The sequence below is a fragment of the Sphingomonas panaciterrae genome (genome assembly GCF_036890205.1).
Classification (GTDB): Bacteria; Pseudomonadota; Alphaproteobacteria; order Sphingomonadales; family Sphingomonadaceae; genus Sphingomonas; species Sphingomonas panaciterrae.
In genome coordinates, this window is record NZ_JAKNQR010000002.1 from 519282 (window position 1) to 539825 (window position 20544).

General features: G+C 63.6%; 20 protein-coding genes and 1 tRNA gene. 14 read left to right on the plus strand and 7 right to left on the minus strand.

The genetic code is table 11. The features are described 5' to 3' along the window. The 5 genes from L8F96_RS09460 to L8F96_RS09480 are packed head-to-tail and all read left to right on the plus strand — an operon-like array spanning position 1 to position 3968. Positions 1 to 1110 (plus strand): hypothetical protein, encoded by a 1110-nt coding sequence (locus L8F96_RS09460; RefSeq protein ID WP_334655851.1) that lies wholly within the window; start codon positions 1 to 3, stop codon positions 1108 to 1110. Next, on the plus strand, positions 1107 to 2339 hold the full coding sequence (coaBC, locus tag L8F96_RS09465; protein ID WP_125944674.1) for a bifunctional phosphopantothenoylcysteine decarboxylase/phosphopantothenate--cysteine ligase CoaBC: 1233 nt from the start codon (positions 1107 to 1109) through the stop codon (positions 2337 to 2339). The genes L8F96_RS09460 and coaBC overlap by 4 nt, the downstream gene beginning before the upstream one ends. Beyond that, on the plus strand, positions 2336 to 2773 hold the full coding sequence (dut, locus tag L8F96_RS09470) for a dUTP diphosphatase (RefSeq protein ID WP_125944675.1): 438 nt from the start codon (positions 2336 to 2338) through the stop codon (positions 2771 to 2773). The genes coaBC and dut overlap by 4 nt, the downstream gene beginning before the upstream one ends. Beyond that, entirely contained in the window at positions 2770 to 3207 is a 438-nt protein-coding gene (locus L8F96_RS09475; RefSeq protein ID WP_334655852.1) for a hypothetical protein, read from the plus strand. The genes dut and L8F96_RS09475 overlap by 4 nt, the downstream gene beginning before the upstream one ends. Further along, entirely contained in the window at positions 3198 to 3968 is a 771-nt protein-coding gene (locus L8F96_RS09480; RefSeq protein WP_334655853.1) for a HesA/MoeB/ThiF family protein, read from the plus strand. The genes L8F96_RS09475 and L8F96_RS09480 overlap by 10 nt, the downstream gene beginning before the upstream one ends. Here L8F96_RS09480 and galU read toward each other — a convergent pair. After that, on the minus strand, positions 3957 to 4829 hold the full coding sequence (gene galU, locus L8F96_RS09485) for a UTP--glucose-1-phosphate uridylyltransferase GalU (protein WP_334655854.1): 873 nt from the start codon (positions 4827 to 4829) through the stop codon (positions 3957 to 3959). The two genes, L8F96_RS09480 and galU, sit on opposite strands and share 12 nt — an antisense overlap. A gap of 117 nt (positions 4830 to 4946) precedes the next feature. Here galU and wecB point away from each other — a divergent pair, with 117 nt between their 5' ends. From wecB to L8F96_RS09515, 6 genes are all read left to right on the plus strand, one after another. Next, complete coding sequence (wecB, locus tag L8F96_RS09490) at positions 4947 to 6059, plus strand: non-hydrolyzing UDP-N-acetylglucosamine 2-epimerase (RefSeq protein WP_334655855.1); 1113 nt, start codon at positions 4947 to 4949, stop codon at positions 6057 to 6059. Then, positions 6049 to 7344 (plus strand): UDP-N-acetyl-D-mannosamine dehydrogenase, encoded by a 1296-nt coding sequence (gene wecC, locus L8F96_RS09495; protein ID WP_334655856.1) that lies wholly within the window; start codon positions 6049 to 6051, stop codon positions 7342 to 7344. The genes wecB and wecC overlap by 11 nt, the downstream gene beginning before the upstream one ends. A gap of 68 nt (positions 7345 to 7412) precedes the next feature. Beyond that, complete coding sequence (locus L8F96_RS09500; protein ID WP_125944865.1) at positions 7413 to 8192, plus strand: metallophosphoesterase; 780 nt, start codon at positions 7413 to 7415, stop codon at positions 8190 to 8192. 139 nt (positions 8193 to 8331) lie between these two features. Beyond that, complete coding sequence (locus L8F96_RS09505) at positions 8332 to 8574, plus strand: hypothetical protein (RefSeq protein WP_046411243.1); 243 nt, start codon at positions 8332 to 8334, stop codon at positions 8572 to 8574. A 181-nt stretch (positions 8575 to 8755) separates the two neighbouring features. Next, entirely contained in the window at positions 8756 to 10828 is a 2073-nt protein-coding gene (locus tag L8F96_RS09510) for a catalase (RefSeq protein ID WP_334655857.1), read from the plus strand. 208 nt (positions 10829 to 11036) lie between these two features. Further along, positions 11037 to 11774 carry an SDR family oxidoreductase gene (locus L8F96_RS09515; protein ID WP_125944681.1) on the plus strand — a complete coding sequence of 246 codons (738 nt, stop codon included), beginning with the start codon at positions 11037 to 11039 and terminating at the stop codon, positions 11772 to 11774. 57 nt (positions 11775 to 11831) lie between these two features. Here L8F96_RS09515 and L8F96_RS09520 read toward each other — a convergent pair. From L8F96_RS09520 to dnaK, 4 genes are all read right to left on the minus strand, one after another. Continuing rightward, positions 11832 to 11908: transfer RNA gene (locus L8F96_RS09520), tRNA-Arg, on the minus strand. A gap of 58 nt (positions 11909 to 11966) precedes the next feature. Next, complete coding sequence (locus tag L8F96_RS09525) at positions 11967 to 12338, minus strand: hypothetical protein (protein WP_046411259.1); 372 nt, start codon at positions 12336 to 12338, stop codon at positions 11967 to 11969. A 36-nt stretch (positions 12339 to 12374) separates the two neighbouring features. Further along, entirely contained in the window at positions 12375 to 13493 is a 1119-nt protein-coding gene (dnaJ, locus tag L8F96_RS09530; RefSeq protein WP_125944682.1) for a molecular chaperone DnaJ, read from the minus strand. A gap of 67 nt (positions 13494 to 13560) precedes the next feature. Further along, complete coding sequence (gene dnaK / locus L8F96_RS09535) at positions 13561 to 15468, minus strand: molecular chaperone DnaK (RefSeq protein ID WP_125944683.1); 1908 nt, start codon at positions 15466 to 15468, stop codon at positions 13561 to 13563. Between the two features lie 169 nt (positions 15469 to 15637). Here dnaK and L8F96_RS09540 point away from each other — a divergent pair, with 169 nt between their 5' ends. From L8F96_RS09540 to L8F96_RS09550, 3 genes are all read left to right on the plus strand, one after another. Then, positions 15638 to 16087, plus strand: coding sequence for a copper chaperone PCu(A)C (locus tag L8F96_RS09540; protein WP_145119565.1), 450 nt, complete (start codon positions 15638 to 15640; stop codon positions 16085 to 16087). 101 nt (positions 16088 to 16188) lie between these two features. After that, a complete protein-coding gene (locus tag L8F96_RS09545; RefSeq protein WP_334655858.1) occupies positions 16189 to 16911 on the plus strand; it encodes a class I SAM-dependent methyltransferase in 723 nt (240 codons plus the stop codon). 52 nt (positions 16912 to 16963) lie between these two features. Further along, positions 16964 to 17419, plus strand: coding sequence for a vgr related protein (locus L8F96_RS09550; RefSeq protein WP_334655859.1), 456 nt, complete (start codon positions 16964 to 16966; stop codon positions 17417 to 17419). A gap of 23 nt (positions 17420 to 17442) precedes the next feature. Here L8F96_RS09550 and gorA read toward each other — a convergent pair whose 3' ends face one another. Together gorA and pgi are read right to left on the minus strand one after the other, a co-directional pair. Next, a complete protein-coding gene (gorA, locus tag L8F96_RS09555; protein WP_334655860.1) occupies positions 17443 to 18792 on the minus strand; it encodes a glutathione-disulfide reductase in 1350 nt (449 codons plus the stop codon). Positions 18793 to 18912: 120 nt separating this feature from the next. After that, complete coding sequence (gene pgi, locus L8F96_RS09560; RefSeq protein WP_334655861.1) at positions 18913 to 20406, minus strand: glucose-6-phosphate isomerase; 1494 nt, start codon at positions 20404 to 20406, stop codon at positions 18913 to 18915. Positions 20407 to 20544: the final 138 nt, after the last annotated feature.

Sequence of the window (20544 nt, forward strand, 5' to 3'; positions counted from 1 at the left end):
ATGCGTACGGCCGTCGGCCGCCCTCTCCTGCTCGCCGCGCCGTCCCGCTTTGCGGGATTGCCGCGACCGCGCGCGCGCCTGTTCCTGGCGCTGCTGGCGCTGCTTCTGCTCGCCTCGCTGACGGCGCTCGGCACGCCGTCGCTGCAACAGGCCGCAGCCCCGGTCGACGATCAGGCCGGTGCCATCGTTTATGGCTCGACGGTCGACGCGCTGCGCCACGGCGCGGATTATTATTCCGCGGTCATCGACGCGCTGCGTGCGGGCGACCAACCGGTCCGGCCCTGGGTCGCGGTGCGGCTCCCCACGCTGTCGGTGATCCAGGCCGGCGTCAGCCGCGTCGCGGCGGCGCTTCTGCTCTACGCGCTTGCCCTGCTGACGCTCGCGTCATGGTGGCGCCGCCTTCGCGACATTCTGCCGCGCCCGATCCCCCGCTTCGCCGCGACGCTGTTGGCGGCGGGTGGCATGGGGACGGCGCTGCTCGGGCAGCAGGTCACCGGACACGAACTATGGGCAGGGCTGTTGATCGCCCTGTCACTGGCCATTCGCTTGCCGGAACGCACCATGGCGTCAGTCGCGATCGGCCTGTGCGCGATGCTGATTCATGAGGGCGCTGCGCTGTTCGCCATCATCATGGCTGCGTTCGCGCTGGCGGAACGCAATGGGCGCGAGATGCTGGGCTGGGCCATCGCGGCCATCGTCTTTGCCGCCGCGCTCTGGTTCCATGCCCGCGCCGTCGGCGCCGTCACCGGACCGCTGGATCAGCCGTGGATCGGGTGGCCCGGCATCCTGGGCTTCGGCTTTGCGGTTCGCTCGCTTATCATGGCGACGCTCCTGTCGATCGCGCCCTTGTCCCTCGCGGCTATCGCGATGGGCCTGGCAATTGCCGGATGGACCGCCTGGCGCAATCCCCTCGCCGCGCGCGTGCTGGCGACGCTCGTCGGATATCTCCTCTTCCTGTCGCTCGTGGCGCCGGCTGACCTGTCGGACCCTGCCAATCTTGTTGCGCCTGTTTCGCTGATCGGGCTCATCTTCATCCCTGATGCGCTGCGCGATCTGCTGCGCGCAGCGCTCGACAGACGCCGCATCACCGTGACAAGAACGGCTTCATGAGCCGCATCCTCCTAATCGTCGGCGGCGGAATTGCCGCATATAAGGCGTGTGAGATCATCCGCTTGCTCCGCAAGGGCGGGCACAGTGTCCGCTGCGTCCTTACCGAGGGCGGCAGCCACTTTGTCACGCCCATGACGCTGGCCGCCTTGTCGGAACAGGAAGTCCACACCACGCTGTGGGACCTGAAGGACGAGGCGGAGATGGGCCATATCCAGCTCAGCCGGCAGGCCGATCTGGTGCTCGTCGCGCCGGCCACCGCAGACCTGCTCGCCCGCATGGCCGGCGGACTGGCGAACGATCTCGCCACCACGCTCCTGCTCGCCACGGACAAGCCCGTGCTTGCCGCGCCTGCGATGAACGTGCGCATGTGGCAGCACCCCGCAACCCAGCGCAACGTCGCGCGGCTGCGCGCCGACGGAGTCCGGATCATGGCCCCCGATGAAGGGGCGATGGCGTGCGGCGAATTCGGACCCGGCAGACTGCCGGAGCCGGCAGCGATCGTCGCCGAGGTGGAGCGACAGCTTGGCCTGGCGCCGGCGCCCGCAGATGCCGTCGGTCAGATCACGGCACCGGGCGCTCGCCTTGCCGGCAAGCATGTGCTGGTCACCGCCGGTCCGACACATGAGCCGATCGATCCGGTGCGGTACATCGCCAATCGCTCCTCCGGCAAACAGGGCTTCGCGATCGCCGGCGCACTGGCGGCGCTTGGCGCTCGCGTGACCCTCGTTGCCGGCCCGGTGTCACTGCCGACCCCACCTGGTGTGAGCCGTATCGATGTCGAGACCGCGCGCGAGATGCACGCCGCAGTCGACGCCGCCCTCCCCGCCGATGCCGCGGTGCTGGTGGCGGCGGTCGCGGACTGGCGTTCGGCCGGCGCGGCCGAGCAGAAGATAAAGAAAGACGGCACGGGGACGCTTCCGGATCTGCGTCTCGTGGAGAATCCCGATATCCTCGCCGGGCTTGGTCGTGGCTCACAGCGTCCACGTCTCCTGATCGGATTTGCCGCTGAAACCGAGAATGTCGTTCCTCACGCCCAGGCCAAGCTCGCGCGAAAGGGCGCCGACTGGATCGTCGCCAATGACGTCTCGGGAGACGTCATGGGCGGCGAGGCCAATGCGGTCCACCTCGTGTCCGCGGACGCAGTAGAAACGTGGGAACATATGCCGAAGCAGGCCGTGGCGGATCGTCTCGCCGCACGCATTGCTGACGCTCTGGAGAATGTGTCGTGATCACCATCAGCCTTCGCCGTTTGCCGCATGGTGCCGACCTCCCCCTTCCTGCTTATGCAACCTCGGGCGCGGCCGGCATGGACGTGGTCGCCGCGGAGGATGTCACCCTTGCATCCGGCGCACGGCATGCGGTGGCGACGGGGTTTGCGATCGCGATTCCGGAAGGTTTCGAGGTTCAGGTGCGCCCCCGCTCCGGCCTTGCGCTCAAGCATGGAATAACCTGCCTCAACACCCCCGGCACGATCGATTCCGATTATCGGGGCGAGGTGAAGGTGATCCTCGCCAACCTTGGTGACTCGCCGTTCGAGGTCAAACGTGGCGATCGCATCGCGCAGCTTGTCCCGGCGCAGGTCACGCGGGCTTCGCTGATCGAAAGCGCGGACCTGGACGAGACGGATCGCGGCGGTGGCGGCTTCGGGTCGACCGGGCGGTGAGCGTCATCCTCCTGGCACTCGCGCGAGCGGCGCAGGTGACGGCGTTCGTGTCCCCGTCAGAGGGCGAGGAGGCCCCGCCGGTGCTGACTGTGGCTGCGACGCAGGAAAGCGCCGCCAGCGTCCCGGGCGACCTGTCCGGTCTTCCCGAACTGAAGTTCCGTCGCCGGCGCACGATGCCGCCCGCCCTCTCCTCCTTCGTCCGGGATGAGGTCGCGGCGCGGCGCTGCGAGGCGGCCGACAAAAGGTTGCGGGTCAATCTTGCAGTGCTTGTCGCGGAGGACGGCCAGTTGCGCCGGATCCATCCGCAAGCGATCGGCTGCCCCACCGTCGAACAATATGCGTCCGGCGTGATGCTCAGCATGGCGCGCGCCAACCTTCTGCCGGTCGGCGAGACCCGCTGGTTCCGCACATCCCTGCTGTTCCAGTGGCAGTAACGATCGGGCCGGAAGAGCGCGAACGCTACGCGCGCCAGATCATCCTGCGCGAAATCGGCGGCTCGGGTCAGCGACGGTTGAAGGGGGCTACGGTCGCGGTGATCGGCGCTGGCGGGATTGGGGCGCCGGCGATCGCCTATCTCGCGGGTGCCGGGCTTGGCGAAATTCGCATCGTCGACGACGATCGCATCGACATTTCCAACCTTCAACGCCAGATTCTGTTCGACGTGGCCGACACCGGCGCGTTCAAGGCCGAACAGGCTGCAAAAGCGGCCGAATGCCGCAACCCCTTCGTGACAGCCGCGGCCATTGTTCGCCGGATCAACGCCGGCAATGCGGAAGAATTGCTGCACGGGGCCGATGTTATTCTGGACGGCTGCGACAATTTCGCGACCCGCCTCATCGTTGCCGATGCGGCGCTACAACTCCAGATCCCCCTTGTCTCCGCTGCAGTCGGCCAGTTCGAGGGGCAATTGGCCGTATACCGCGGTTGGGAAGCTGACCTCCCCTGCTACCGCTGCCTCGTCGGCAGCGCACCCGATCGCGACGAGGCAACCTGCTCAGAACAGGGCATTCTTGGCCCGGTCACCGGTGTTCTCGGCAGCATGGCGGCACTGGAAACGATCCGCGCCATTACCCCTTTCGGCGCCGATCCCGCGGGCAGGCTGACGCTGATCGACCTGCTGGACTGTCGCTTTCGTACCATCCGTGTGCCGAAGGATCCGGCCTGCCCCGCCTGTTCTCCACGCTCAGGCGAGTAGCGCTTCCGCAAAGGCGCGCACCTCGGGCCCGATGTCGTCCCGCTCAAGTGCCAACGCAAGATTCGCCTTGATGAAGCCGGACTTTCCCCCGCAATCGAACCGACGCCCCGAAAAGGTGTAGCCGTGAAATGGCTGTTTGCCGATCAATTGCGCCATGGCATCGGTCAGCTGTATCTCGCCGCCGGCCCCCTTCACCGGCGTATCGAGGATCTTCATCACTTCCGGTTGCAAGATATATCGGCCCGGTGTCATCAGGTTTGACTTGGCAGTTCCCGGTGCGGGCTTCTCGATAACTTCCAGAACCTCCGTCAGAGGCCCGTCGACGGCACCAGGAGTGATAATCCCGTAATTGTGAGTCTCGCTGGGGGAAACCTCGAGCGCGCCGATCAGATTGCCGCCGACGCGCTCATACGCTTCCACCATCTGCGCCAGAAAGCCCGGCGTTCCGACCATCAGCTTGTCCGGCAGGAGAACGGCAAAAGGCTCATCGCCCACGATCTCACGCGCACACCAGACCGCATGGCCCAGACCCAGGGGTTCCTGCTGGCGGACATAGACGGGAGAACCTGGCGCCTGCCGAATATTGTCAATTAACTCCAGGCCCTTGCCGCGGCTCTTCATCGTTGCCTCTAGCTCGAAGGACACATCGAAATGATCCTCAAGCGTCCCCTTGCCACGACCGGTGACGAAGATGATCTGCTCGATCCCAGCTTCCCGAGCCTCCTCGACCGCATATTGGATCAGCGGCTTGTCGACGACGGTCAGCATCTCCTTCGGCATCGCCTTGGTGGCCGGAAGGAAGCGCGTCCCAAGCCCGGCCACAGGAAAAATGGCCTTACGCACCGGCTTGAAAGAGGACATCGCTGTTTTCTCCCGATAGTTGCGGTGCGCTTTAGCGAGGCTGCGGTGAAGGGCAAAGCCGCTGACGCAAATTTGGATTTAGTCTGCTCTTAACGCGCCATGTGCTAGGTGGTCGCCATGAAGACCTTGGTGATTTTCGGCACCCGGCCAGAGGCAATCAAATTGTTTCCCGTGGTGCGGGCGTTAGAGGCGACGGCAGGCGTTCAGGTTCGCACCTGCGTCACCGCCCAGCATCGCGGCTTGCTCGATCAGGTGTTGGCGATCGCTGGGCTTTCACCGGACATAGATCTCGACCTCATGGAGCCTGGCCAGACCCTCGACCGGCTGACCAGCCGCTTGCTGGCAGGAATTGGCGAGGTGCTCGATCGCGAGCAGCCTGACCGCGTCATCGTACAGGGCGACACCACGACGGCGATGACAGGCGCTCTGGCTGCCTATTACCGCAAGATTCCGGTTGCTCATGTGGAGGCAGGCCTTCGCTCGAGCAACATCTACCATCCATGGCCAGAGGAAGTGAATCGCCGCATCGTTGCGCCAATCGCAGATCTTCATTTCGCACCCACCGCGACCGCAGCAGAGGCGCTCGCGCGTGAGAACATCCTGTCGGGCGTCCATGTCACGGGGAACACCGTGATCGACGCCCTTCGTTGGACGAACGACCGGATCTCACATGATCCTTCGCTCGCCGCGGGATTGGACTCCATCCTGAGCCGCTTTGCTGACCGCCGGATTGTGCTGGTCACCACTCATCGGCGGGAAAACTTCGGCGACGGTATGGCGGCGATTGCACGCGCGATCGCCCGCATCGCCGAGGATCGGGACGCTGCAGTGCTGTTTCCGATGCACCCGAACCCGAACGTCGTCTCCGTCATGGAAAAGACGCTTGGCGCTCGCGATAACGTGGCGCGCATCGAACCGCTTGATTACCCCCACTTTATCCGAGCGCTGAACGCCTGCACCTTGGTGCTCACCGATTCCGGCGGGGTTCAGGAGGAGGCGCCCGCGCTCGGCAAACCCGTGCTGGTAATGCGAGACACGACGGAACGACCTGAGGGTGTAGAGGCTGGGACCGCTAAACTGGTGGGCACTGCGGAGGAGCGGATCGTTTCCGAAGTCTTCACGCTTCTCGATGACAAGCGCGCCTACGCCGCAATGGCCCGCGCCCACAATCCCTTTGGCGATGGTCGTGCGAGTGAACGGATCGCGGAGATCATTGCCAATGCTGTCTGATAACGAGCTCAAGGTCGCGGTTCTCGGGCTCGGGTACATCGGCCTTCCGACCGCGGCAGTGATTGCTCGCACTGGCGCGAGCGTGCTTGGCATTGATGTTCATCAGAACGTGGTCGACACGGTTAACTCGGGCAAGGTCCACATCGAGGAAGTGGACTTGGACGGGCTTGTCTCGGGGGTGGTGCAGCGCGGCTACCTTCGCGCATCGAACGTGCTGGAGCCGGCGGACGTGTTCGTCATCGCCGTTCCCACGCCCTTCGCCGAGGATCGCAGACCCGACACGGGCTTTGTCCTCGAGGCGGCGCGCGCGGTCGCCTCCGTCTTGAAGGCTGGAGACACGGTGATCCTTGAATCAACCTCCCCCGTCGGCACCACCGAGCACGTGCGCGATTTGCTCGCTGAGCTGCGCCCCGAGCTACGTGCGCCGGGCATCAGCGAAAGCTCGGACTATGCGGTCGCCTACTGCCCCGAACGGGTGTTGCCTGGTCGCATTCTCGTCGAATTGATCGACAATGATCGGGTCATCGGCGGGATCACACCCCGTTGTGCGCGCAAGGCGCTCACCTTCTACCGCCGTTTTGTTCGAGGCGCATGTATCACGACCAGCGCTCGGGCAGCGGAGATGACGAAGCTCACCGAAAACGCGTTCCGCGACGTGAATATCGCCTTTGCCAACGAACTGAGCCTGGTTGCCGACACGATGGGCGTTGACGTCTGGGAGGTCATCCGGCTCGCCAATCGTCACCCGCGTGTCAACATCCTTCAGCCCGGACCGGGCGTAGGGGGTCATTGCATCGCCGTCGATCCGTGGTTTCTGGTCGCAGCGGACCCGGAGAATACGCCGTTGATCCGGACGGCGCGCGAGGTGAATGACGGCAAGACAGACCACGTGATCGCAGCAGCGGCGGCCATGATAGCCACCAACCCCGGTGTACCCGTCGCGTGCATGGGGCTCGCCTTCAAGGCAAATATCGACGATTTCCGCGAAAGCCCTGCGCTGAAAGTCGCCTTGGCGCTGGCGCGGCAATTCCCCGACCAGATCAAAATTGTCGAACCCTATGCCCGGAATCTGCCGAACGCCTTCGAGGCAACCGGTGCGCGGCTAATTGACGTGGATGCGGCAATCGAAACGTGTCCAATCATGATCGTCCTCGTCGACCATGACGTATTCCGATCGATTCCGCTCGAGGAACGCGCCGACAAGCGCGTTCTGGATACCCGCGGCATCTGGCCCGACCAACCGCCGCTACGTTCGGACGCTCGACTAGGACGACGGACAAGCTGATCGGCGTTGTTGCGGGGGCTGACCCGCTCGGCTAGTTGGTCGGCTCTTTGCACAAAGATCTGCCTGCCATGTTATCGCGTTTGCTTTCACGCCGTCGTCCGAGTGCACCACCTGCCCAGCTTCCGGCGGGCCGGCGCCTCTATGCGATTGGCGACGTGCACGGCCGACTTGATCTTCTTGACGAACTACTACGGCGCATCGACGCTGACGACGCGTCGCGCGGCGGAGCGCAAACAGGAATCATCCTGCTCGGCGATCTCGTGGATCGCGGGCCTGATTCCGCTGGTGTGGTGGAGCGCGTTCGGCAGATGTGCGCCAGTCGACAGGACGTGCGATGCCTTTGCGGCAATCATGAGGAAATCTTCCTCGGCGCCTATGACGGGGATCCGGACCTCGTTCGCCTCCTGCTCCGGGCAGGCGGGCACGAAACGCTGCTCAGCTACGGCATGAAAGCAGCTGCCATCGATCAGGCCACCATACCCGAACTCGTCGACATGATGGCCCGAGACATACCGGCAGAGCAGATCGCCTTCCTCCGGTCTCTCGACGACTATCTCCTGGAAGGAGATTATCTGTTCGTTCACGCTGGCATACGCCCGGGGCTACCGCTGGAGCAGCAGACCTCCCGCGACCTGCGCTGGATAAGGCAGCCCTTCCTCGAACATGGCGGTCATCACGGAAAGTACGTCGTCCACGGCCACACCATCACGGATGGGGTAGATGAGCGGGTCAACCGAATCGGTATAGATACGGGCGCCTACCGAACGGGCCGGCTAACCGCGCTTGGAATCGAGGGCGAGCACCGTTGGATCATCGATACTGTTGATCATCATGAAAGTGGCACGTGAGGTTCATCACATTTCCGCTAAAGTGTTGCGGAAATGCCTTGATTGGAAAGCGTTCTGAGCGCTGTTGACCAACATATGAGATTGCGCTGCACTGCAAACTCTGTCAGATGGCCGTGACGGACAAAAAAGGGAGTTCGTGATGAAGGTTCGTGGTTACCTCGCGGCTGTTGCCGCTGCTTCGCTGGCTGCAGCTCCTGCTGTTGCGGCTCCGACCTCGGCATCCAGCCTGTCGGTTGCCAAGGCTGCTCGCGCCAGCACCTCCACCGCCAAGGCCGACAAGGCTGCTGGCGGCGGCGTGATCGTTGCCGTTCTCGCTGCTGCTGCAGTGATCGCCGGCATCGTGATCATCGCTGACTCGGACGACGACTCCGACAGCAACTGAGTCTCGACTCAGGATGATGAAATAGCGGCTTTCGGGCCGCTATTTTTTTGTCTGAACGGCGGGAACCCACACAGCCCTTTGGACGTCATTTCCTTCAAAGAATAACCGCGTCAGCCAGCACCGTTTCGCGACCCCATTCGTTTGCAGCCTTGATCCAGGTAATTGAGGCAAGGAAACGGTAATGAGCAACGGCGCAACGAACCACGGTGCCGGTGGCGAGCCGCACCAGCAGGCTAGCGGTGACGAGCAGGTGCTCACCACCAACCATGGCGTGCCTGTCAGCGACAACCAGAACAGCCTGAAATCCGGGCGGCGCGGACCTACCCTTCTCGAGGATTTCGTCCTTCGGGAGAAGATATTCCACTTCGATCACGAACGCATCCCTGAGCGCATCGTACACGCTCGTGGCTCCGGCGCGCATGGGTTCTTCGAGGCCACTGCCGATATCAGCGAACTGAGCAAGGCAGCAGTGTTCAAGAAGGGCGAAAAAACCGAGGTGTTCGTTCGCTTTTCGACTGTCGCCGGCGGCGCAGGGTCGGTCGACACCCCGCGCGACGTGCGTGGCTTTGCGGTGAAGTTCTACACCACCGAAGGCAATTGGGATCTGGTCGGCAACAACATACCCGTTTTCTTCATACAGGATGCCATCAAGTTCCCGGACTTGGTGCATGCGGTAAAGATGGAGGCCGATCGCGCCTATCCACAGGCCGGAAGCGCGCACGATACATTCTGGGACTGGGCGTCGTTGATGCCCGAATCCACCCACATGCTGATGTGGGCTATGTCGGACCGCACCCTTCCCCGCTCCTTCCGGATGATGGAGGGCTTCGGCGTCCACACGTTCAAGCTCGTCAACGCCGACGGACACGCCAGCTTCGTCAAATTCCACTGGAAACCTCGACTGGGCCTGCAATCGACGATCTGGGACGAGGCTTTGAAGTTGCAGGCGGCAGACAATGATTATCAGCGCCGCGATCTGTGGGAAGCGATCGACACGGGGGCATTCCCGCAATGGGATCTTGGAATCCAGGTGTTCGACCAAGCCTTCGCCGAAGCGCAGCCCTACGACGTTCTTGATGCAACGAAGCTGATCCCGGAAGAGGATGTTCCCGTCCGGATCGTCGGTACGCTGACGCTGAACCGAAACCCCGACAACTTTTTCGCGGAAACCGAGCAGGTGGCTTTCCTGCCAACGAACATCGTCCCCGGCATCGATTTCACGAATGATCCGCTGCTCCAGGGACGTCTGTTCAGCTACCTCGACACGCAAAACTCGCGCCTCGGCACCACAAACTTCCATCAAATTCCGATCAACGCGCCCCGCTGCCCCTTCGGCAATTTCCAGCGGGACGGAAAGATGCAGACACAGGTCCCCAAGGGCCGCGCCAATTACGAGCCAAACAGCCTGGCAGCGCATGGAGAGGAAGGTGGTCCTCGCGAATCCCGGGATCGTGGCTTTCGCACCGTCACTGCGCCATCCTTCAGCGACGAACAGGGAGAGAAGCTGCGCGTCCGGGCCGAGCTGTTCGCCGACCATTACAGCCAGGCCCGGCTATTCTACCGCTCGCAGACGCCAGCCGAGCAGGCGCATATAGCCTCATCATTCGTGTTCGAACTGTCGAAGGTCGGCCTGCTTGATCAGGTACCGCCCCGCATGGTCGCCAACCTTCGCAACGTTGACGAAGATCTGGCGAGGCGTGTCGCGGACGGGCTCGGAATCGACCTTCCGGAAAAGGCACCAGCCGCACGTGAGCCAGTGGACCTGCCATCCTCCGGCGCTCTGTCGATCCACAAGAACATGAAGGAAACCCTCGACGGGCGCGCCGTCGGCATCCTCTTCGCAGAAGGAAGCGACGCATCGACACTCGATAGCCTGGTCGCCGCTGTTGAAGCGGAAGGCGGCAAAGCGGTACTGGTCTCTCCAAAGGTAAATGGCACCCCCCTGTCAGACGGCAGCAAAAGAAAGGCCGATGGACAATTGGCCGGAACGCCCTCCCAATTGTTCGACGCGGTTGCGGTAGTGGTCTCGGAAGACGGCTGTGCAGCGCTGTTGAAGGAAGCCGCCGCTGTTCAGTTTGTCATGGATGCGTTCGGGCACCTCAAGGCGATCGGCGCCAGCGCGGAGGCGCAGCCACTGCTGGACAAGGCTGGCGTGCAGAAGGACGAAGGTGTGACCACGCCGGACGGCAGCTTCGTGTCGGCGGCCAAACGCCGCTTCTACGACCGGGAGCCTGCGATCCGGATGCTTGCCTGATCTGGCTCCCTCAATCCCGCACGCTCGCATCGCCGAGCGTACGGGATTGGGAAGGGCAGCCCCTCCCATTCCCCTGCACATCGGTGATCACGACGAGCAGAGCTTCTCACAAACGCTGCGCCCGATATCAGGCAGACGCGTTGCAAGGGATGTGGATTGCGGCCACTCCAGCCGGGCGCCGACGGTCGGCGCAATTACGGGAAGAGTCGTGTTCCAGCTGGACGGCAAGGTCGCATTGGTGACGGGCGCAAGCGGCGGACTGGGCGCAGAGATCGCGCGCGGCCTCTGCTGGGCGGGCGCCCATGTCATCCTCCAAGGACGCAATCTGGATCGGCTTACCGCTCTGGGCGAGACATTGACGACGCTGGGTGGATCGGCAGCCGTTGCGGCGGTAGACCTTCGCGCGGATGATGCGGCCTCGACGCTGCTCGCTCACCACGGCGCGGTCGATATTTTGGTCAACAATGCCGGCCAGCGCGACCGCCGCGCGCTGCAGATGATCGATCGGGCGTCGGTCAGAGATTTGCTTGAGACAAATCTCGTCGCACCCTTCGACCTCGCCCGTCGCTTCAGCGCCGGGATGCAACCCGGCGGACGCATCATCAACATCAGTTCAATCGCCGGCCAAATAGCCCGGTCCGGCGACGCTGCCTACACCATGTCGAAAGGCGGTCTGGAGGCACTGACACGTGCGCTCGCCGCCGAACTCGGCCCCGCCCAGATCACCGTCAACGCGGTCGCGCCCGGCTACTTCGCCACCGAAGCCAATGCGGCCATGATTGCCGATCCAGCCATTGCCGAACATCTACAGCGCCGCACATCGCTCGGCCGTTGGGGCCGCCCGGAAGAGATTGTGGGCGCCGTCCTCTTCTTCGCCTCGCCAGCCGCATCCTATGTGACCGGACAAGTCCTGGCCGTCGACGGCGGCTATCTAGCACACTTTTGAAAGGAAAGTTTTGCCCGAGCCTGTGGCATTCACCGCCGAAATCTCGGCAAGGGAAGCTGGCGCACCCGACAGGATTCGAACCTGTGGCCTCTGCCTTCGGAGGGCAGCGCTCTATCCAGCTGAGCTACGGGTGCTGGGAGCGATGCGCCTAGCAGGGGCGGATCGAGGGCGCCAGCGATTTCGTTAGCGGCGCTACTTTGCCAGCGTGACAGGCTGAAATGGCGCCAGGCCGCAACTCGCACCCGGCATTGCCGTCGTACCCACTAACACGGTGATGATGTCCTGCTGGCACAACTGGCTTAGCGACGTCGCGTAGCTGAAGCGCCGTTCAAACCCCAATTGAGGACAAGGCTGGTCGAGGGTGACGCGATAATAGCGGCCACCCGTCATCCGGAAATCGATGACTTGGTCGTTGCGCACCAGCGTCTCGCGGATGTTGCGGAGTGGAATGCACGATTGCGGCTTCCCCGCCGGGGTCGCAGCCGGGACGGCATTGCGATCGCGCGCCGCCCCTGGAGCTGCCGCCACTGCCAATGCCAAGGCGGCCGGAAAGAGCAAACGCATGATCCTTCTCCTTTGCAGTCCCGGCTCCGCGCCGGATCAATCTCCTGCGAACGCGTTCTTTAGCCGCGCGAAGAAGCCCTGGCTTTCAGGACATTCCTCACCCGTCTCGGTTTCGCGAAACTCCTCCAGCAGGGCGCGCTGACGCGTGCTGAGGCGGGTCGGCGTCTCGACGTCGATCTGGACCACCAAGTCACCAAAACCGCGTCCCTGCAGTACCGGCATCCCTGCCCCGCGCTGGCGCAGCTGCTTGCCGGACTGAATACCGGCCGGAATGCGAAGTTCGTGACTGCGGCCGTCAAGGCCCGGGATCGTCAGCGATCCTCCAAGCGCAGCGGTGGTGAAGCTGATCGGTGCGCGCGCGAACAACGTTGTGCCTTCACGTTCGAACAGATTGTGCCGCTTCACGTGAAGGAAGATGTAGAGGTCACCGGGAGGGGCACCACGAGCACCCGCCTCACCCTCGCCCGTCATGCGCACCCGCGTGCCTTCATCGACGCCGGGCGGTATCTCCACGCTCAACGTCTTGGTGCGCTCGACCCGTCCGTCCCCGCGGCAGTCCGGGCACGGATCGTCGATCACCTGACCCGAGCCGTTGCAGACCGGACAGGCGCGCTCGACCACGAAGAAGCCCTGCTGGGCGCGCACCTTGCCGTGGCCGGCACAGGTGTTGCAGGTGTGCGGATGGCTGCCGGCACGTGCGCCACTGCCCTCGCAGGTATCGCACACCGCGGTGACGTCGATGGTGATTTCCGCTGATTTGCCATGATAGGCCTCCTCCAGCGTGATCTCCATATCATAGCGCAGGTCCGCGCCGCGGCGCACCTGCTGGCGCCCGCCACCGCGGCCGCCCATGAATTCACCGAACACGCTCTCGAAGATATCTGAAAAGCCGGAGAAGTCCTGCGAATGGCCGCCCCCGGCGCCGCCATTGCGGAACGCGGCATGACCAAAGCGGTCGTAGGCCGCCCGCTTCTGCGGATCCTTGAGGCATTCATATGCCTCGCTCACCGCCTTGAACTTCGCTTCGGAATCCTTGCACCCGGCGTTCTTGTCCGGGTGATACTTCATCGCAAGCTTGCGGTATGCCGACTTGATGGTGCCGGCATCGGCCGAACGGTCGACCTCAAGCAGTTCGTAAAAATCGACTTCAGTCATTCAGCGCCCCCGCGCAACGACAGAACGAGCCGCCACTCGCCGAAGCAAATGGCGGCTCGATCATCGCTTACGCCTTGTGGTTGTCGTCGACTTCCGAGAATTCGGCGTCGACCACATCATCGTCCTTCGGCGCCGTACCGGCGTCGGCAGCCGGCGACGCTTCCGCCTGCTGCTGCTTCTCGTAGATCGCCTGGCCAAGCTTCATCGCGACCTGCGCCAGCGCCTGGCTCTTCTCGTTCATCTGATCGACGTCACCGCCCTCGACCGCTGCCTTGGCGGCATCGATCGCGGACTGGATCTCGCCCTTCAGCGCCTCGTCCACCTTGTCGCCATTGTCAGCGAGTTGGCGCTCCGTGGTGTGGATCAGGCTCTCGGCATTGTTCTTCGCCTCGGCGCCTGCCTTGCGCTTCTTGTCTTCCTCGGCGAACTGCTCGGCTTCCTGCACCATCTTCTCGATATCGGTATCGGACAGACCGCCCGATGCCTGGATGCGGATCTGCTGCTCCTTGCCGGTGCCCTTGTCCTTCGCGGAGACGTTGACGATGCCATTGGCGTCGATGTCGAACGTCACCTCGATCTGCGGCACGCCGCGCGGCGCCGGCGGGATGCCGACGAGATCGAACTGACCGAGCAGCTTGTTATCGGCCGCCATCTCGCGCTCGCCCTGGAAGACGCGGATCGTCACCGCCTGCTGATTGTCATCGGCAGTGGAGTAGGTCTGCGACTTCTTGGTCGGGATCGTGGTGTTGCGATCGATCATGCGGGTGAAGACGCCGCCGAGCGTCTCGATGCCCAGCGACAGCGGGGTCACGTCGAGCAGCAGCACGTCCTTGACGTCCCCCTGCAGCACGCCGGCCTGGATCGCCGCACCCATGGCGACGACTTCGTCCGGGTTCACGCCGGTGTGCGGATCCTTGCCGAAGAAGTTCTTCACCGCTTCGCGCACCTTGGGCATGCGGGTCATGCCGCCGACCAGCACCACTTCCGAAATGTCGCTGGCCTTGAGGCCGGCATCGGCGAGTGCCTTCTTCATCGGCTCGATCGTGCGCTGGATGAGGCTGTCAACGAGACGCTCGAGGTCCGCGCGGCTGATCGTCTTGACGAGGTGCTTCGGACCGTTCTGGTCGGCGGTGATGAACGGCAGGTTCACTTCGGTCGAGGCAGCCGAGGACAGCTCGATCTTCGCCTTCTCGGCAGCTTCCTTCAGGCGCTGCAGCGCGAGCTTGTCCTTGGTGAGGTCGATGCCCTCATCCTTCTTGAAGCTCTCCGCCAGGAAATCGACCAGCTTGTTGTCGAAGTCTTCGCCGCCGAGGAACGTGTCACCGTTGGTCGACTTCACTTCGAACACGCCGTCGCCGATCTCCAGGATCGAGACGTCGAACGTGCCGCCGCCAAGGTCATAGACCGCGATCGTCTTGCCGTCCTGCTTGTCCAGGCCATAGGCCAGCGCAGCCGCGGTCGGCTCGTTGATGATGCGCAGCACTTCGAGGCCCGCGATCTGGCCGGCGTCCTTGGTCGCCTGGCGCTGCGCGTCGTTGAAGTACGCCGGCACCGTGATCACGGCCTGCGTGACGGTCTCACCAAGATAGCTCTCGGCGGTTTCCTTCATCTTCTGCAGCGTGAAGGCGCTGATCTGCGACGGCGAATAATCCTTGCCACCGGCCTGCACCCAGGCATCGCCATTGGCACCCTTCACAATGTGATAGGGAACCAGCTCGGTGTCCTTCTTCGTCACCGGATCGTCGAAACGGCGGCCGATCAAGCGCTTCACCGCGAAGATGGTGTTGTCGCCATTGGTGACGGCCTGACGCTTCGCCGGCTGCCCCACCAGTCGCTCGCCATCCTTCGCGAAGGCGACGATCGACGGCGTCGTGCGCGCGCCTTCCGAGTTCTCGATCACCTTGGGCTTGCCGCCCTCCATCACTGCCACGCAGCTGTTGGTGGTGCCGAGATCGATACCGATAACTTTTGCCATGAGTGCTCTTCCAGCCCCTGCTTGAACAAAAAACCAAAAAGATGTGCTGTCACGCCCCGTTACGGCGACGGAACAGCGTTGACGCTTCGCGATATAGGTGACGCTCCGCTTGCCGCAAGGCACCGGCCGAAGTAGCGCGCACGCATCGTTTCGGTTGGAGAGAAGGCCCATGTTCCGCGTCGCTGCCACGCTTGTTTTCGCTTCGGTGGCCATCGCGGGATGCGCGCAGCAGAAGTCGCTGCAGGTCACCGACGCATGGGTTCGCCTGGCTGCCGTCGATGGTCGTCCTGCCGCAGGCTATTTCACCATTCAGGGCGGCGGCAGCGATACATCGCTGACCAGCGTGTCCACGGCCGAGGCCGCCCGTACCGAGCTGCATGAAAGCCGTATGACCCAAAGTGGCGGCATGGCGATGGATTCGCTCTCCTCCGTTCCGGTGCCGGCTGGCCAACGTGTTGTATTCGCGCCTGGCGGAAAGCACGCAATGCTGTTCGAAGTATCGCCGAATGTTGAGCCGGGCGGGACGCTGACCTTTGCCTTCACCTTCTCGGACGGCAAGCGTGTCGAGCAGAAGGCGCGGGTCGTTGGCCCCGCAGATCCGGTGCCTGCCGGCAGCTAAAACTGACGGGAGAGCTGACCTTCCACAGTCATGAAGCGCCAGCATTGATTGGAAAGATTTAACTCACGCCTCCGAACCTTTGAACGTCTATGGGCAAAGCTATGCCCAAGTTCTCCTCGATCATCGACGATGTAAAACGCCGATTGCACGGACGTACGCCGGCCGAAGTAGTCTCACTGACGCTGAAGACGGTGCGTCATACCGCCCGCGGCATCAGCCCGGCCGCTGCACGCGCGCGCCGCGCCGATCAGGCTTTTGACCGCCGCTGGGGCACCGACACGAGTGGCACGGTCAATCTATCGGCACTCAGCGTCGCGCGGGACCGGGCGCTGCTCGGCTTCGGCTACCAGGCCAGCAATGGTGTGGCACTGGACGAAGCCGTCACGAGGGCCGGCATCGATCCGGCGCGCTACAGCTTCATCGATTATGGCTCGGGCAAGGGCCGGGCCGTCATGATCGCCGCCGCGCGGGGCTTTCAGCGCGCGATCGGCGTCGAATTCGCGCCCGAATTGCATGACATCGCACTCGCGAATGGCCGCCGGTTCACGTCCGCTGGCGGATCCAGCACACGCTGCGAGTTCATCCTCGGCGACGCGGGCAGCTACGAACCCCCGACCGGCCCGATCTTCGCCTATATCTACAACAGCTTCGGCACTGTGATCCTACGCGAAGTGTTGAGCCGCCTGGAGACGCGCGCCGCGCAGGGTGATCCGGTGGTGATCGTTTACGTCAACCCGCTCAACCGAAGCGCGTTCGAGGATGGTCAGCGCTGGACGGTGGCCGCGGATCGCAGCGACTGGGTTCTCTACACCCCCGCTTGCTAGAAGCCGTTCGCTTCGGCTGGATCATGCCGCGCCGCTTCCTACGTTGAAGGCGATGACCAGCCGCAGCCTGACGATCGGCGAACGCGCACTCGCCCGATCCATCTTTGCCGATGCGATCGACCTTGATCGCGTGGAGGTCCGGCGCCGGCGCTGGTGGTTCCTTCAGCCGCGTGACATTGTCATGGCGCCGCGCGGGCACATCCACTTCCATCCCGATGCCACCACCTGGAGCGATGACTTCAGCCAGGAACATCTCGGGCTGCAGGGTCTGTTCGTGCATGAGATGTGTCACGTCTGGCAGCACCAGCGCGGCGTCTTCCTGCCGCTCGCGCGCCACCCCTTCTGCCGCTATCATTACAGCTTCGTGCCCGGCTGGCCGCTCAAGCGCTACGGGGTCGAACAGCAGGCGGAGATCGTCCGTCACGCTTTCATGCTGCGGCAAGGCGCAACGATCCTCGGCGCCCCGCCGCTCCGCCAATATGAGGGACTGCTGTCGGTCTTCCGCTGAACGGTGCAGCCCCTCTCTCTGAGCTACTTCAGCAGCACCAGCTCCTCGGCCATCGTCGGGTGAAGCGCGACGGTGGCATCGAATTGCGCCTTGGTCAGCCCCGCCTTCACGCAGACGGCCGCGGCTTGGATGATTTCGGGGCAGTCGGGACCGATCATGTGGATGCCGACCACCCGATCAGTCTCTGCATCGCATACCATCTTGTACAGCGATCGCTCGTCGCGTCCGGCAAGCACGTTCTTCATGGGTCGGAAGTCGGACGAATAGATCTTTACCGAGCCCAGCTTCTGCCGCGCTTCGCTCTCCGTCATGCCGACGCCGGCGATCGGCGGATGGCTGAAACATGCCGCCGGCACGCAATCATAATCCACCTTCACCCCGCCCTTGCCGAACAGATTGTCGGCAAACGCCTGCCCCTCGCGGATCGCCACAGGGGTCAGCTGGATACGGTTGGTGACATCGCCAACCGCATAGATCGACGGGCATGACGTACGATTGTCGTCATCGACCGGTACCGCGCCCTTGTCGTCCACGTCGATGCCGGCAGCGTCCAGCCCCAGCCCCTCGGTATTGGGCACCCGGCCAGTCGCATACATCACGCAATCGACCACTACCGGCTCGTGTCCCGTCATATGGACTTTCAGGCAGCCGTCGTCCTGCTTCTCGATCTTCTCGAACGTAGCGTCGAAACGAAATTCCAGTCCCTTCATCATGCTGATCTGCAACAGCCGGTCACGGATCTGCAGGTCGTAGCCGCGAAGGATGTCCTTGGTGCGGTTCATGATGATCACATGCGCGCCGAGTTGGTGGAAGATCCCGGCAAACTCATTGGCGATATAGCCCGCACCCGCGATCAGCACGCGCCGCGGAATGGCGTCCAGGTGAAACACTTCGTTGGACGTGATGCCATGTTCGCACCCCGGGAAGCTTGGCACATGCGGACGCGCCCCGGTCGCCACCAGAATGTTCTTCGCCGACTTCGTAGTGCCGTCTGCCAGCCGGATCTCGTTCGGGCCCACGATCGTCGCACGCTGGTGGATGATCTCCGCCCCGTTGGACTCGAGCGTGGTGGTATAGGCCTGATTGATCCGATCGACCTCCGCGAGGACATTTGCCTGCAGGCACTTCCAGTCGAATTCGCATTCGTTCGGCACGCGCCAGCCAAATCGTTGCGCGTCCTTCAAGTCCTCGGCGAAATGCGCGCCGTAGACCAGCAGCTTCTTGGGCACGCAGCCGCGAATGACGCAGGTCCCGCCGACGCGATATTCCTCCGCCACCGCAACGCGCGCGCCATGCGCCGCCGCCACGCGCGAGGCCCGCGTCCCGCCCGATCCGGCGCCAATCGTGAAAAGGTCATAATCGAAATCGGGCATAAGGATCTCCGCTGGGCTGGCGCCCGCATATAGGGGAACACGAAAGGACCAAGGCGGATGGCATCGCGCCCACCAGCGCGCCGCCAGATGCTACGTCTGGTCGGAACGTGCCAGCGCCGGTTACGCCAGCCCGGCCCGGTTAATCAGATCGGTGGTCGAGGGATCGAAGTCACCACCGCCCTTCGCTGCCGCCTTGGCCATCTCCTTGCCCAGTTCGACGCCGAACTGGTCGAAGGAATTGATGCCTAGCAGAACGCCGTTCACGAACACGCGATGCTCGTAGAAGGCGATCAGAGCGCCGAGCGTGCGCGCGTCCAGCACGTCGAGCAACAAGGTGGAGGACGGCCGATCGCCCGGATAGGCGCGCGCGGGATCGTCAGGGTTCGCCCGCCCCTTCATCAATGCCGCGCCCTGCGCAAAGGCATTCAGCAGCAGCTGGCGGTGATGCTCATCCGGAAGCGTGTCGCCGGGCTCGATCACGGCCAGGAACTCGACCGGGACGAGGTGCGTGCCCTGATGCAGCAGCTGGAACACCGCATGCTGCGCGTCAGTACCGACCCCGCCCCACGTGATCGGTGCGGTCGGGCGCCCCACCGGCGTGCCGTCCGCCCTCACGCCCTTACCGTTCGATTCCATCTCCAGTTGCTGAAGATAGCTCGGCAGCAGCCGCAGCCGCTCGTCATAGGCGAAGGGTGCGCGCGTCTCGCAGCCGCGCACCTGCGTGTAGTACAGGTCGGCAAAGGCGGCGATCACCGGCGCATTCTCATGCAGTGCAGTCAGGCGGAAGTGGCGGTCCATCTCCGCCGCGCCCTCCAGCAGCTCTTCAAACTGATCCCAACCCAGCTTGATCGCGGCCGGAAAACCGATCGACGACCATAAGGAATAGCGGCCGCCCACCCCTTCGGAGAACGGCAGGATGCGCGTTTCGTCGACGCCCCATTCGATCGCCTTGTCCGGCGACGCGGTGAGCGCGATCACCCGGCCATAGGGATCATCAACGCCATGTTGCTGCATCCAAGCGATGGCGCTTTCCGCGTTCATCATCGTCTCGGTCGTGGTGAACGTCTTTGACGCGACCACCAGCAGCGTTGCAGCAGGATCGAACCGCTCAAAGACGTCCTCCAGCGCCATGCCGTCGACGTTGGAGACGATCGCAACGTCGTACCGCTCGTAATCCCGGCCAAGCGCATCCACGAGCAGATCGGGGCCCAGCGCCGAGCCGCCGATCCCGACATGCAGCACATGGCGCACCGGGCCAAAAGCGTCCGCCTCGATCGCATCGATCAGCATCCGCATACGGGCGTGGTAATCGGCTGCCCGCGCCACGCTCTCCGCATTGCCCTCGCCGCGCTCCGCGGTGTGCTCGACGGGCCGATCCTCGGTCACGTTGACGTGCGCGCCGCCGAACATCGCTTCGCGCTTGCCCGCCAGGTCCTGCTCCGCCGCCAGCGCCTCGAACGCCTTGATCGCGTCCCACGTCAGGTGCGTCTTCGACCAGTCGAAATGAATGCCGGCGACGTCCAGCGACAATTTGCTCAGCCGCTCGGGATCGTCGGCGAACAATTGCTCGATCCTCGTCTGGGGCAATGCTTCGATCGTCGACCAGTCGGCCATGCTGCTAACTCCATTCGGCGGGATCTCGATTTGACCCCGCGGCATCGTTCTCCGTAAGAACGAAAAAGCCGGCGTACGGCAAGTTCAGCGCGAACGGGAGGCGCAACATATCGTTCCGCCGCTTGACGTGCAGCCCGC

Excerpts from the sequence above, each read along its gene's own strand:
- L8F96_RS09460 (WP_334655851.1), top strand. The coding sequence starts at position 1 with ATGCGTACGGCCGTCGGCCGCCCTCTCCTGCTCGCCGCGCCGTCCCGC.
- coaBC (WP_125944674.1), top strand. The coding sequence starts at position 1,107 with ATGAGCCGCATCCTCCTAATCGTCGGCGGCGGAATTGCCGCATATAAG.
- galU (WP_334655854.1), bottom strand. The coding sequence starts at position 4,829 with ATGTCCTCTTTCAAGCCGGTGCGTAAGGCCATTTTTCCTGTGGCCGGG.
- wecB (WP_334655855.1), top strand. The coding sequence starts at position 4,947 with ATGAAGACCTTGGTGATTTTCGGCACCCGGCCAGAGGCAATCAAATTG.
- wecC (WP_334655856.1), top strand. The coding sequence starts at position 6,049 with ATGCTGTCTGATAACGAGCTCAAGGTCGCGGTTCTCGGGCTCGGGTAC.
- L8F96_RS09500 (WP_125944865.1), top strand. The coding sequence starts at position 7,413 with ATGTTATCGCGTTTGCTTTCACGCCGTCGTCCGAGTGCACCACCTGCC.
- L8F96_RS09505 (WP_046411243.1), top strand. The coding sequence starts at position 8,332 with ATGAAGGTTCGTGGTTACCTCGCGGCTGTTGCCGCTGCTTCGCTGGCT.
- L8F96_RS09510 (WP_334655857.1), top strand. The coding sequence starts at position 8,756 with ATGAGCAACGGCGCAACGAACCACGGTGCCGGTGGCGAGCCGCACCAG.
- L8F96_RS09525 (WP_046411259.1), bottom strand. The coding sequence starts at position 12,338 with ATGCGTTTGCTCTTTCCGGCCGCCTTGGCATTGGCAGTGGCGGCAGCT.
- dnaJ (WP_125944682.1), bottom strand. The coding sequence starts at position 13,493 with ATGACTGAAGTCGATTTTTACGAACTGCTTGAGGTCGACCGTTCGGCC.
- dnaK (WP_125944683.1), bottom strand. The coding sequence starts at position 15,468 with ATGGCAAAAGTTATCGGTATCGATCTCGGCACCACCAACAGCTGCGTG.
- L8F96_RS09540 (WP_145119565.1), top strand. The coding sequence starts at position 15,638 with ATGTTCCGCGTCGCTGCCACGCTTGTTTTCGCTTCGGTGGCCATCGCG.
- L8F96_RS09545 (WP_334655858.1), top strand. The coding sequence starts at position 16,189 with ATGCCCAAGTTCTCCTCGATCATCGACGATGTAAAACGCCGATTGCAC.
- L8F96_RS09550 (WP_334655859.1), top strand. The coding sequence starts at position 16,964 with ATGACCAGCCGCAGCCTGACGATCGGCGAACGCGCACTCGCCCGATCC.
- gorA (WP_334655860.1), bottom strand. The coding sequence starts at position 18,792 with ATGCCCGATTTCGATTATGACCTTTTCACGATTGGCGCCGGATCGGGC.
- pgi (WP_334655861.1), bottom strand. The coding sequence starts at position 20,406 with ATGGCCGACTGGTCGACGATCGAAGCATTGCCCCAGACGAGGATCGAG.